The 11,327-nt window shown below is 71.7% G+C and carries 10 protein-coding genes; 6 read left to right on the top strand and 4 right to left on the bottom strand.

Going from position 1 to position 11,327, the window contains the following annotated elements; all coding sequences use genetic code 11:
* Positions 1-33: 33 nt before the first annotated feature.
* Positions 34-243: a hypothetical protein gene (locus G3I71_RS50850; RefSeq protein ID WP_164312650.1), complete on the bottom strand. Its 210-nt coding sequence runs from the start codon at positions 241-243 to the stop codon at positions 34-36.
* A 386-nt stretch (positions 244-629) separates the two neighbouring features.
* Between G3I71_RS50850 and G3I71_RS04870 the strand changes: the two genes are divergently transcribed.
* From G3I71_RS04870 to G3I71_RS04850, 5 genes are all read left to right on the top strand, one after another.
* On the top strand, positions 630-1,475 hold the full coding sequence (locus G3I71_RS04870; RefSeq protein ID WP_164312649.1) for a tryptophan 2,3-dioxygenase family protein: 846 nt from the start codon (positions 630-632) through the stop codon (positions 1,473-1,475).
* Positions 1,468-2,712, top strand: a complete 1,245-nt coding sequence (gene kynU / locus G3I71_RS04865) for a kynureninase (RefSeq protein WP_239148893.1) — start codon at positions 1,468-1,470, stop codon at positions 2,710-2,712. The genes G3I71_RS04870 and kynU overlap by 8 nt, the downstream gene beginning before the upstream one ends.
* 214 nt (positions 2,713-2,926) lie before the next feature.
* On the top strand, positions 2,927-3,823 hold the full coding sequence (locus G3I71_RS04860) for an alpha/beta hydrolase (protein ID WP_164312648.1): 897 nt from the start codon (positions 2,927-2,929) through the stop codon (positions 3,821-3,823).
* 100 nt (positions 3,824-3,923) lie between these two features.
* The gene (locus G3I71_RS04855; protein ID WP_343242849.1) at positions 3,924-5,318 is read left to right on the top strand and encodes a histidine kinase; all 1,395 of its coding nucleotides are present in this window, start codon (positions 3,924-3,926) and stop codon (positions 5,316-5,318) included.
* Positions 5,315-5,989, top strand: coding sequence for a response regulator transcription factor (locus G3I71_RS04850; RefSeq protein ID WP_164312647.1), 675 nt, complete (start codon positions 5,315-5,317; stop codon positions 5,987-5,989). Before G3I71_RS04855 ends, G3I71_RS04850 begins: the two co-directional genes overlap by 4 nt.
* A gap of 66 nt (positions 5,990-6,055) precedes the next feature.
* Here G3I71_RS04850 and G3I71_RS04845 read toward each other — a convergent pair whose 3' ends face one another.
* A complete protein-coding gene (locus G3I71_RS04845) occupies positions 6,056-7,207 on the bottom strand; it encodes a peptidoglycan bridge formation glycyltransferase FemA/FemB family protein (RefSeq protein ID WP_164312646.1) in 1,152 nt (383 codons plus the stop codon).
* A gap of 241 nt (positions 7,208-7,448) precedes the next feature.
* Here G3I71_RS04845 and G3I71_RS04840 point away from each other — a divergent pair, with 241 nt between their 5' ends.
* Complete coding sequence (locus G3I71_RS04840) at positions 7,449-8,672, top strand: cytochrome P450 (RefSeq protein WP_164312645.1); 1,224 nt, start codon at positions 7,449-7,451, stop codon at positions 8,670-8,672.
* Between the two features lie 103 nt (positions 8,673-8,775).
* On the opposite strand, the gene G3I71_RS04835 is transcribed toward G3I71_RS04840, so the two are convergent.
* Both G3I71_RS04835 and G3I71_RS04830 read right to left on the bottom strand, forming a co-directional pair.
* Positions 8,776-10,398 (bottom strand): ABC transporter permease, encoded by a 1,623-nt coding sequence (locus tag G3I71_RS04835; protein WP_164312644.1) that lies wholly within the window; start codon positions 10,396-10,398, stop codon positions 8,776-8,778.
* Positions 10,395-11,321, bottom strand: a complete 927-nt coding sequence (locus G3I71_RS04830; protein ID WP_164312643.1) for an ABC transporter ATP-binding protein — start codon at positions 11,319-11,321, stop codon at positions 10,395-10,397. The genes G3I71_RS04835 and G3I71_RS04830 overlap by 4 nt, the downstream gene beginning before the upstream one ends.
* Positions 11,322-11,327 lie beyond the last annotated feature (6 nt).

Genomic DNA, 11,327 nt, shown 5'->3' with positions numbered 1-11,327 from the left:
GGGTCCGCCTGGAACGGTGTCAGCGACGACGCGTCACCACTCGTGGACGGCGAAGCCGACGGGGTTGAGGGAGACGCGGGTGACGACGAGGACGAGGTCGATGACGGAGAGCCTGCCGCGGTCGGAGTCGCGGACCGGCCGGACGCCGAAGGGCTGGGTCCGGCCGCCTTCTCGTCCCCGGCACCGCAGCCGCCGACCAGCACAGCCGCCGCGGCAACCGATGTCACGGTCCTCAGCCGCCAAGTCGCCCCGCGTCTACCTGAGTTGTCGCACATCCACGCCCTCCCCCTTGGTACCCCCGCCTTGCGTGCGGTGATCGTACAAAAGTACGTGTGGAGTGGGTGGGCGGTTCGGTGAAAAGGGGGACAGACGGCGCCGGCGTGCCTCGGCCCCGCCCTCGCCGGCACGTCCCGACGACCGCTCCACCACCCGCGCCGGATGCCCGGAGAACACCCCCTCCGCCTCCGGGGCGGCTTGGGCAACCGTTTGTCCGTACAAAAGGCCCGCCTGTGAACAGGCGGGCCTTGCGGATTCGGGGCACGATTGTGTTGAATGCCCCGGGGACCGGGGCCCCCGTGTCGGAATTCGGCAGGGGCGGACCGCTACCCTGAGTACAACAGGAGACAGCGATGTCCCTCCAGGCCCAGCACTCCGAGGCTTCGGAGCCCGAGACCCCGCATCTCGACTTCGCCGGAACCACCCCGTACGAGGACTACGTACAGGCCGACGTCCTCACCCACCTCCAGCACCCCCTCTCCGACGACCCCGGAGAGATGGTCTTCCTGGTGACCACCCAGGTCATGGAGCTGTGGTTCACGGTCATCGTGCACGAGTGGGAGACCGCCGCGAAGGCGCTGCGCGGAGACGACGTGCCCACCGCCGTCGCCGCGCTCAAGCGGTCCGTGCGTGAGCTGGACGCGCTCAACGCCTCGTGGCGTCCCCTCGCCCAGCTCACCCCGGCCCAGTTCAACTCGTACCGCGCCGCCCTCGGTGAGGGTTCCGGGTTCCAGTCCGCGATGTACCGGCGGATGGAGTTCCTGCTCGGCGAGAAGTCCGCGTCGATGCTCGTACCGCACCGCGCCGCATCCCGTGTGTACGCCGAGCTGGAGAAGGCGCTGCACGAACCGAGCCTGTACGACGAGGTGTTGGCGCTGCTCGCGCGCCGCGGGTACGCCGTCCCGGACGCCGTCCTGTCCCGGGACGTGTCCCGGCGGTACGAGCCGTCGGCCGAGGTCGAGGCCGCCTGGACCGCGCTGTACTCCGGTGACCCCGAGGCCGAACTCGCCCGCCTCGGTGAGGCGTTGACGGACGTCGCCGAGCTGGTGTGGCGTTGGCGCAACGACCATCTCGTCGCCACCCGGCGGGCCATGGGCGCCAAGGCCGGTACCGGCGGCTCCGCCGGGGTCGCCTGGCTGGAGAAGCGGGCGCAGAAGAACGTGTTCCCCGAACTGTGGACGGCGAGGTCCCATGTCTGAGCTGCCTGCCACCAAGCCCCTTTCCTCCAAACTGCTGCCCGCCAAGGACGATCTGGCCCGGGAACTGGACTCGCGCGACGAACTCGCCAAGCTGCGCGAGCGGTTCGTGCTCGACTTCGGTGTCACCTACCTGGACGGGAACTCGCTCGGCGCGCTGCCCGCGTCCGTCCCCGGCCGGCTCGACGACGTCGTGCGCCGGGAGTGGGGCGAGCTGCTCATCCGGTCCTGGGACGAGAGCGGATGGTGGACCGCGCCCGAGCGGATCGGTGACCGTATCGCTCCGCTGGTGGGTGCGGCGCCCGGTCAGGTCGTCGTCGGTGACTCGACAAGTGTCAATGTTTTCAAGGCAGTTGTGGGTGCGGTGCGGCTGGCGGGGGGTGGCGGGGCGGGCGGTCGTGACGAGATTCTTGTCGACGCCGCCACCTTCCCCACCGACGGTTACATCGCCGAGTCCGCCGCCCGGATGACCGGCTGCACCCTGCGTGCGCTCGAACCTGGCGCCGTACCCGGGGAGTTGAGCGACCGTACCGCCGCCGTGCTGCTCAACCACGTCGACTACCGCACCGGCCGGCTGCACGACCTGCCCGCCCTCACGGCCGCGATCCACGCGTCCGGCGCCCTGGCCGTCTGGGACCTGTGCCACAGCGCGGGCGCCCTGCCGGTCGGGCTGGACGAGCACGGGGTCGATCTCGCCGTCGGCTGCACCTACAAGTACCTGAACGGCGGGCCCGGTTCGCCCGCCTACCTGTACGTGAACCAGGCGCACCAGGAGCGGTTCGACTCGCCCCTGCCCGGCTGGACCTCGCACGCCGACCCCTTCGGCATGCGGCCCGAGTACGCCCCCGCCCCGGGTGCGACGCGTGGGCGGGTCGGTACGCCGGACATCCTCTCGATGCTCGCCCTGGAGGCGGCCCTGGAGGTGTGGGACGGGGTCGGCATCGACGCCGTCCGGGCCAAGTCCCTCGCCCTGACCGACTTCTTCCTGGAGTGCGTCGACGAGTACGTCCCGGAGGGGCGCGTCGAGTGCGTGACGCCGGTCGCGCATGCCGAGCGCGGGAGCCAGATCGCGCTGCGGTGCTCGGACGCGGGGGACGTGATGGCACGGCTCATCGAGCGGGGCGTCGTCGGCGACTTCCGGCGGCCGGACGTGCTTCGGTTCGGGTTCACGCCGCTGTACGTCGGGTTCGCGGACGTGGAGCGGGCGGCCCGGGTGCTGGGCGAGGTCGTGGCGGGCTGAGTTCTCTGTCCGGGCTCGGGCTCAGCCCCGGGCTCGGGCTTGATCCGGCGACGGTCGGCGTGACATGTACGACGGCCGCCGCCGGGAATGTACATATGTGCACCGAGCGTCACTTCCGCGTGTCAGCGCACGTCACGGGGCCTGATAGCGTCCCGGCAACGGCCGAATTCTCTCCAGGTCCGCCAAATCCCGTACGTCGCTGAGAGGTTGGACCATGCCGGACGATGCCGTAGCAAGGGAGCACGGCGCTGCGGAGGCTGCCGCGCGCGCTGCGGAAGAGGCGTCGGCCTTCTCGCACCCGCCCGTCGACCCCGACGCCACCGCCGCGTACGGCGACCACCCCGACCAGGTGATCGACTTCTATGCCCCGCAGGGCCCCCGGTCGCTGCCGGACGACAAGAGCGCGCCGCTGGTCGTCGTGCTGCACGGGGGTGCCTGGCGGGCGCCGTACGACCGCCGGCACATCACGCCGTTCGCCGCGTTCCTGGCCCGGCGCGGGTTCGCCGTGGCCAACGTGGAGTACCGGCGGGGCGGGGACGACCCCACTGTCGCCGGCCGCTGGCCCGACACCTTCGACGACGTCGCGGCGGCGCTGGACGCCCTGCCCGCGCTCGCGGCGGCCCACCTCCCGCAGGCCGACCCGCGCCGCACGGTCGTCACCGGGCACTCGGCGGGCGGGCACCTGGCCCTGTGGGTCGCCGCCCGGCATCTCCTCCCCGCCGACGCGCCCTGGTTCCTGGCCCGCCCCGCCCCGTTGCGCGGTGTGGTCGCCCTCGCCCCGGTCGCGGACTTCGGCGTCGCCGCGAAGCTGGACGTCTGCTCCAACGCCGTCCGTCAACTCCTGGGCGGGGAAGGGCACTTCGCCGAGCGTCAGCCCTACGCCGACCCGGCGCTGCTGCTCCCCACCGGCATCGCGACCACCCTCGTACAGGGGCGCGCCGACACCGACGTACCGGAGTTGGTCGCCGAGTCGTACGCGGACGCGGCGGCGAAGGCCGGTGAGGTGGTCGGTGTGACGCTGCTGGCGGACGTCGGTCACTTTCCGCTGATCGACCCGGTGGCGGACGCGTGCGCGGTGGTCGCGGAGGAGATCGCCCAGCTCGCGTGGTGAGGTCGTACTCGTAGCAGCCGTCGTAGTACCTGAGGCGGACGGCGAAGAACCCCCCTCACTGCTGACGACCGCGGCCCGGCCGCCTCCTACCGTTCTGTATGTGACTGAGACGACCCACACGCAGACAAAACCCGAGCCGAGCCCGGCGGGCGACGGGCTGCTGTCACGCAGCCCCGAGCTCCGGCTGGCCATGGACGCCCTGGCAGGGCTGCGCGCGGACCTGCTGAACGACCCCCTCGCCTACCGCCCGCTGCCCCCGAGGAACAAGCCCGGCGGGATCGCCCGTGTGCTGCCCCGGCGGCTGCGCCCGTACGCGGTCTGGACGCCGCACGCCCTGGTGGGCGCGGCCGGGATGCTGGCCGCGCTCGTCTCCTTCGCCACCAGCCGCGGGGATGTGCTGGTGGCGCTGGCGATGACCTTCTTCTCGCTGGGGCCGATCCTGCTGACGCTGGTCCGGCCGGTCGGGGCCTTCTGGTTCTCCCTGGCCTCGATCCCGGCCGTCGCCGCGATCGGCCAGGACGAGACCCGCGACTACGGGTCCGGCGACTGGCCCTGGGCGCCCCCGAGTTTCGTCGCCCACCTGGTGGTGCTGACGGTCGTGGCCGCCCGGACCCGGCAGCGTACGGCCGCCTGGATGTGGGCGCTGACGGCGGCGTACGCCATGGGCGCCGAGATCCTCTTCGGCGACCGTTACTTCAGCAGCAACGCCCTGCCCTTCCTCTTCGTCTCGGCGCTGGCGCTGCTCGTGGTGACCGTGCTGCTGGTGCGCCGGGCCGCCGAGCAGGAGGTGACCGCCCAGCAGACGGTGACCGCGCACGAGCGTTCCAAGCGCACCCTGCTGGAGGAACGCACGACCATCGCACGTGAACTGCACGACGTCGTCGCGCACCACATGATGGTCGTGGCCATCCAGGCGGAGGCGGCGCCCTACCGGGTGGAGGACCCGCCCGAGGAGCTGACGAAGGCCTTCGCGACGATCCGCGAGAACGCGGTGGCCGCGCTCACCGAACTCCGCCGGGTCCTGGGCGTCGTACGCGCGAAGGACTACGAGGCTCCCGACGCCCCGCAGCCGACCCTGGCCGACCTCGACGCCCTACTTGCCAACGTGAGGGAAGCGGGCCTGGGAGTGGAGAAGGTGGTGACGGGCGCGGTACGTGAACTCCCGCAGGGCGTCGAGCTGTCGGCGTACCGGATCGTGCAGGAGGCGCTGAGCAATACGCTCCGGCACGCGCCGGGTGCGAGCGCGCGGGTCGAAATCGGTTACGTGCTCGGCGGGTTGGGCCTGCGGATCGTCAACGGCCCGGCTGGGGAGGTGTCGTTCGTGAAGCAGACGCCGACGGAGGGCGCGGGGCACGGTCTCACGGGGATGCGCGAGCGGGTCTCCATGCTCGGCGGCGAGATGACGGCGGCCCCGGCGGCCGACGGCGGCTACGAGGTCACGGTCTTCCTCCCGGTCGCGCGCGTCACGGACGAGGACGGAGCGGGCGAGGCATGAGCGCCCCTGCGATCCGCGTACTGATCGTGGACGACCAGATGATGGTCCGCGAGGGCTTCTCCGTGCTGATGAACGCGATGCCGGACATCGAGGTCGTCGGCGAGGCGGTGAACGGCCGAGAGGCGGTGGACCGGGTGCGTGAACTCGCCCCGGACGTCGTCCTGATGGACATCCGGATGCCCGAACTGAACGGTATCGAGGCGACCCGGGAGATCGTCGCGGCGGACGACTCGGCGAAGGTGCTGGTGCTGACGACGTTCGACCTCGACGAGTACGTGTACCAGGCGCTGCGGGCGGGCGCGTCGGGCTTCCTGCTGAAGGACGCGTCGGCACGTCAACTGGCCGAGGGGGTACGGGTGGTGGCGGCCGGGGAGGCGCTGCTCGCCCCCTCGGTCACCCGGCGCCTGATCACGGAGTTCTCGAAACTCTCCGAGGCGCCGCGTGTCATGGCGGGCGCGCAGTCGGCGTACGGCGAGCTGACCGACCGGGAGACCGAGGTGCTGGTGCTCATCGCGGAGGGCCTGTCGAACGTGGAGATCGCGGGGCGACTGGTGGTCGCCGAGTCGACGATCAAGACGCACGTCAGCCGCATCCTGGTGAAACTGGGCCTGCGGGACCGCACCCAGGCGGCGGTGTTCGCGTACGAGGCACGGCTGGTGACGCCCGGGTGAGGGTCGGCGCGTGACTCCGGGGTGAGGGACGGTGGAGTGCGGGATGGTGGAGTGCGGGACGGTGGGTCATCTGCGGCCGAGATAGACCCGCAACGCCCGTTGCAGCAGCTTGCCCTGGCTGCCCACCGGTAGTTCCCACTCCCCGAGGTACTCCACGGCCTGGCCGCCGGCCCCCGTCTTGAAGTGGAGCCGGCCGAGGAGGCGGTCCTCGGTGAGGGCGGGGGTGATGGAACGCAGGTCGTACGTCTCGACGCCCGACGACAGCGCGTCGCACAGCATGCGCCACAACAGCGCGCTGCTGGGCCGGAGTTGGCGTCCCCGGCGGCCGGATGCGGGGTACGAGTGCCAGGCCCGGGAGCCGACGTTGATCATGAGGGCCCCGGAGAGCACCTCGCCCTCGTACTCGGCGACGTAGAGGCGGAGCCGGTCGTCGTCCTCGGCGTTCAGGGCCTGCCACATGCGCCGGAAGTAGTCCAACGGGCGTGCCTTGAAGCCGTCGTGGGCGGCGGTCGCGGTGTACAGGCGGTGGAACTCGGGCAGGTCGGCGTCCGACACCCACGAGACCTGGACGTCCGCCAACTCGGAGGTGTGCAGGGCCTGTTCCCAGTGCGGGGCGAGGGCGGCGCGAAGGTCGTCCTCCGAGCGGCCCGACAACGGGATCCGGCAGCCGTAGCGCGGCTGGCCGAGGCCGAAACCGCTGCCGTCGTCCTCCTCGCACGGCCGCCACCCGAGCCGCCGCAGCCGCTCGCCGGCGTCGAGCGCGTGTCCGTCGATGCCGCCGGCGGGCAGCTCGCGCAGATGCCGTACGCCGGGGTCTGCGAGGCCCGCCGTCACGGTGGCCGGGTCCCAGTGACGTACGACCAGGGGTGGCCCTATCCGCACCGAGAACGCCCCGATCCGCTCCAGATGGGCGACGAGCGGGTCCAGCCAGCGCTCCAGCCGAGGGGTCCGCCAGTCGATCGCGGGCCCGTCGGGAAGGTACGCGAGGTAGCGCCGCGTGCCGGGCAGCGGCCGGTACAGGACGAGCGCCGCCGCGACCATCGCGTCGCCCACCGCTTGATTCGCTGCCTCGCCCTCGAACCAGCCGATGCTCTCCGGCAGCCAGTCGGGCTTCACGCCGCCCCACTCGGGGATCTGGAGATGGCTCGCGTCGGGATGCTGCCGCAGGTGGGCCAGATGCTCCTCGCGCGTGATCTCCCGCACGTACAGGCTGGTCATGGGTGGGGTACTCCTGTTCGGGGCGGCCACCCTAAGCCGGGGATCACCGGACGGGTCAAGGGTTCACTGGTTCTCCGTATCCCAGTCGGGCCCGGTGTACCGGACGGGCGGGACAGGCGAAGGACAGGCGAAGGGCCGCTGACGGGAACCCGAACTCAGCCCATCGCCGGTCGGTGGCCCGAGGCGTCGTACGGTGAGACGTCCCTGGTCAGATGGGGGTGGCTCGGGCTAGCGTCCGTGCATGGCAGCTGCTTTTGACCTCGCTTTCGACCCCTGGGACCCGGCGTTCGTCGCGGATCCGTACCCCGCGTATGCCGAACTGCGCGCCCGGGGCCGGGTCGTGTACTACGAACCCACGAACCAGTGGCTGGTCCCGCACCACGCGGACGTCTCGGCGCTGCTGCGCGACCGCCGCCTGGGCCGGACCTACCAGCACCGCTTCACCCACGAGGACTTCGGCCGCACGGCACCCCCGCCGGAACACGAGCCGTTCCACACCCTCAACGACCACGGCATGCTGGACCTGGAGCCGCCGGACCACACGCGGATCCGCCGCCTGGTGTCGAAGGCGTTCACGCCGCGCACGGTGGAGGGGCTCAAGCCGTACGTGGAGCAGCTGGCGGCGAAGCTGGTGGCCGACCTGGTGAAGGCGGGCGGCGGCGACCTGCTCACGGACGTGGCGGAGCCGCTGCCGGTGGCGGTGATCGCGGAGATGCTGGGCATCCCGGAGAGCGACCGTGCCCCGCTGCGCCCCTGGTCGGCGGACATCTGCGGGATGTACGAGCTGAGCCCGTCCGAGGACACGGCGGCGAAGGCGGTACGCGCGTCGGAGGAGTTCACGGAGTACCTGCGGGAGCTGATCGCGGCCCGCCGCGAGAAGCCCGGCGAGGAACTGATCTCGGGCCTGATCGCCGCGTACGACGAGGGCGACCGTCTGACGGAACAGGAAATGATCTCGACGTGCGTGCTCCTGCTCAACGCGGGCCACGAGGCGACGGTGAACGCGACGGTGAACGGCTGGTGGGCCCTGTTCCGCAACCCGGCCCAGCTGGCGGTGCTGCGCGCGGACCCCTCCCTGATCCCCTCCGCCGTGGAGGAGCTGATGCGCTACGACACCCCGCTCCAGCTCTTCGAACGCTGGGTACTGGACGACATCGAGATCGACGGCACGGTGATCCCGAGGGGGAGTGAGGTGGCCCTGCTCTTCGGCGCGGCCAACCACGACCCGGCGGTCTTCACCGACCCCGGGGCGCTGGACCTGACGCGGACGGAGAACCCGCACATCTCGTTCAGCGCGGGCATCCACTACTGCATCGGGGCTCCGCTGGCCCGGATCGAGCTGGCGGCGTCGATGGGGGCGCTGCTGGAGGGGGCGCCGGGGCTGACCCTGGCGGCGGAACCCGCCCGGAAACCGAACTTTGTGATCAGGGGGTTGGAGGGACTGCGCGTGAGCGTCGAGAGCTGAGGCGGGATCCGACGCCCCGCAGGACCGCCCGGAGGACCGGTCCACCGGCGGTTCCGGCGAGGAGCGGCAACGGCACGGTGCCGTGTCCGGCGGTCGCCTTCTCTCATGCGCTCAGGTCCCGCCGCCGCAACCCCGCCAGCCCCGCGGCCACCAATCCCGCCGCGACCCCGGTCAGGACCACCACAGGCCCCCACGTCATCTCCCCGCCCGGCAACTTCGGCAGATGCCCGAACGGCGACAGATCCAGCACCCCCTGCGGTACGTCCAGTGCCGGTCCGATCCACCCCACCAGCAGCGCGAACCCGGCAACACCCCAGGCGCCGACCGCCAGTCGGGGTGACACCCCGTACAGCAGAACCGCCAGTCCGCCCAGCACCCACACCGCCGGGACCTGCACCAGGCTCGCCGCCAGGACCGGGCCCAGCTCCTCCCCGTACCCGAGTGCCAGGCCCAGGCCGCTCAGCAGGAGGATCCACACCGCGCCGCCGAAGGCGATCACCAGGTGGCCGTCGGCCCAGCGCAGCCGGCCCACCGCGTTGGCGAGGATCGGCTCGGCCCGCTGTGAGGTCTCCTCGGCGTGCAGCCGCAGTACCGACGAGACGACGTACAGCGCCGCCACCATGCCGAACATGCCGGCCATCGTGGCCAGGAACGCGTCCTCGATGCCCGACTGCCCGCCCATCCGCTCGATGATCTCCCGGGTCTTCGCGTTGTCGCCGACCAGGTCCGCCGCGCCCTTCGTCAGCCCGCCGAAGGCGACCCCGGCGGCGAGGAACCCGATGCTCCAGCCGAGGACGGCCCCTCGTTGCAGTCGCCAGGCCAGTGCGCCGGCCGCGGCCAGGCGGCCGGCCGCCGGTCCCGGCCGGGTCGGGAAGAAGCTCATGCCGACGTCCCGGCGGCCCGCCAACTCGTAGGCCAGCCAACCCTGTAGAGCCGTCGCGGCCACGAACAGCCCCAGTACCCACCACCGTTCGTCCGCGAACGGCCGGACGTTCTCCAGCCAGCCGATCGGTGACATCCAGGTCAGCGGTGACGAACCGTCGTTGGTCGCGGAGTCGCCCGCCGCGCGCAGCACGAACGCCGCGCCGAGCAGGCCGCCCGTCAGGCCCTTCGCCAGCCGCGCGCTCTCCGTGAACTGCGCGACGATCGCCGCCAGGGTGGCGAACGCCGTTCCCACGCCCCCGATGCCCAGGCCCAGCGCCAGAGCCCCGGACGCGCCCCGGCCGGCCAGTCCGCCCGCGATCAGCAGCGCCAGCGCGGTGTTGGCGACCAGGGCGGTGAGCAGGGCCGCAGTCAGCGGTGCCCGGCGGCCCACCATCGCCGACGAGATCAGTTCCTGACGTCCGCTCTCCTCCTCGTCGCGGGTGTGCCGTACGACGACGAGCAGGCTCATGATGCCGGCGAGGACCGCCGCGTAACCGCCGATGCGCCAGGCGGTCAGGCCGCCGATCGAGTCGCTGAACACCGGGCCGTACGTGGCCCGCAGCGAGCTGTTGGTGAACAACTGGCGGGCGATGTCGGCTCGTTCGGCGGGGGTGGAGTACACGCTCTCCAGGGAGCCCGGGAGGGACAGGACCATGAGGGCCGTCACCGCCACCCACACCGGGATCATCACCCGGTCGCGCCGCAGGTTGAACCTCAACAGCGTTCCGGTGCCCGCCAGTTGGCGTGCGCCTCCCGAACGTACCGCGAAGGGCGTGGGGGTGGTCGCTGTCGCGGGTGTCATCGGGTCACCGTCTCCTCGGCCGGGTCGGCCGGGTCGTTCTGGTAGTGGCGCAGGAACAACTCCTCCAGCGTCGGTGGTGTCGACCTCAGCGACCGCACGCCCGCCTCCGTGAGGGAGCGCAGCACCGCATCCAACTTGTCGGTGTCGACCTGGAGTTGGACCCGTGTGCCCTGAACATCCAGGTCGTGGACGCCGGGCAGGTGCGCCAACCCGTTCGGTGCGCCCGCCAGTTCCGCCGTGATGCTCGTCCGGGTGAGGTGGCGCAGGTCGGCCAGGGAGCCGCTCTCGACGGTGCGGCCCTTGCGGATGATGCTGACGCGGTCGCACAACTCCTCGACCTCGCTGAGGATGTGGGAGGAGAGCAGGACCGTACGGCCTCTGTCGCGCTCCTCCTCCACGCAGGCCTGGAAGACCTCCTCCATCAACGGGTCGAGGCCCGAGGTCGGTTCGTCGAGGATCAGCAGGTCGACGTCCGACGCGAACGCCGCCACCAGCGCCACCTTCTGGCGGTTGCCCTTCGAGTACGTGCGGCCCTTCTTGGTCGGGTCCAGCTCGAACCGTTCGATCAGGGTGGCGCGGCGCGCCGAGTCGAGGCCGCCGCGCAGTCGGCCGTACAGGTCGATGACCTCGCCGCCGGAGAGGTTGCGCCACAGGGTGACGTCGCCGGGGACGTACGCGATCCGGCGGTGCACCTCCACCGCGTCCGCCCACGGGTCCCGGCCCAGGATCCGCGCGGTGCCCGAGTCGGCGCGCAGCAGGCCGAGCAGGACGCGGACGGTCGTGGACTTCCCGGAGCCGTTGGGGCCGAGGAAGCCGTGCACCTCGCCGGTCTCCACGGTCAGGTCGAGACCGTCCAGGGCGTGCGTCCTGCCGAACGACTTGTGGAGTCCGGACACCTCGACAGCGGGGCTGGCCTTCGTCATGTTTCC

Origin of the sequence: Streptomyces sp. SID12501 (assembly GCF_010550245.1) — a bacterium.
In the GTDB taxonomy this organism is placed as follows: domain Bacteria; phylum Actinomycetota; class Actinomycetes; order Streptomycetales; family Streptomycetaceae; genus Streptomyces.
The sequence above is the reverse complement of the archived record's forward strand: the minus strand, read 5'-3'. Positions and strand labels throughout refer to the sequence as shown.

Coding starts and splice junctions, on each gene's coding strand:
- G3I71_RS04835 (WP_164312644.1), bottom strand. CDS start 10,398: ATGACACCCGCGACAGCGACCACCCCCACGCCCTTCGCGGTACGTTCG.
- G3I71_RS04860 (WP_164312648.1), top strand. CDS start 2,927: ATGCCGGACGATGCCGTAGCAAGGGAGCACGGCGCTGCGGAGGCTGCC.
- G3I71_RS04840 (WP_164312645.1), top strand. CDS start 7,449: ATGGCAGCTGCTTTTGACCTCGCTTTCGACCCCTGGGACCCGGCGTTC.
- G3I71_RS04845 (WP_164312646.1), bottom strand. CDS start 7,207: ATGACCAGCCTGTACGTGCGGGAGATCACGCGCGAGGAGCATCTGGCC.
- kynU (WP_239148893.1), top strand. CDS start 1,468: ATGTCTGAGCTGCCTGCCACCAAGCCCCTTTCCTCCAAACTGCTGCCC.
- G3I71_RS04850 (WP_164312647.1), top strand. CDS start 5,315: ATGAGCGCCCCTGCGATCCGCGTACTGATCGTGGACGACCAGATGATG.
- G3I71_RS04870 (WP_164312649.1), top strand. CDS start 630: ATGTCCCTCCAGGCCCAGCACTCCGAGGCTTCGGAGCCCGAGACCCCG.
- G3I71_RS04830 (WP_164312643.1), bottom strand. CDS start 11,321: ATGACGAAGGCCAGCCCCGCTGTCGAGGTGTCCGGACTCCACAAGTCG.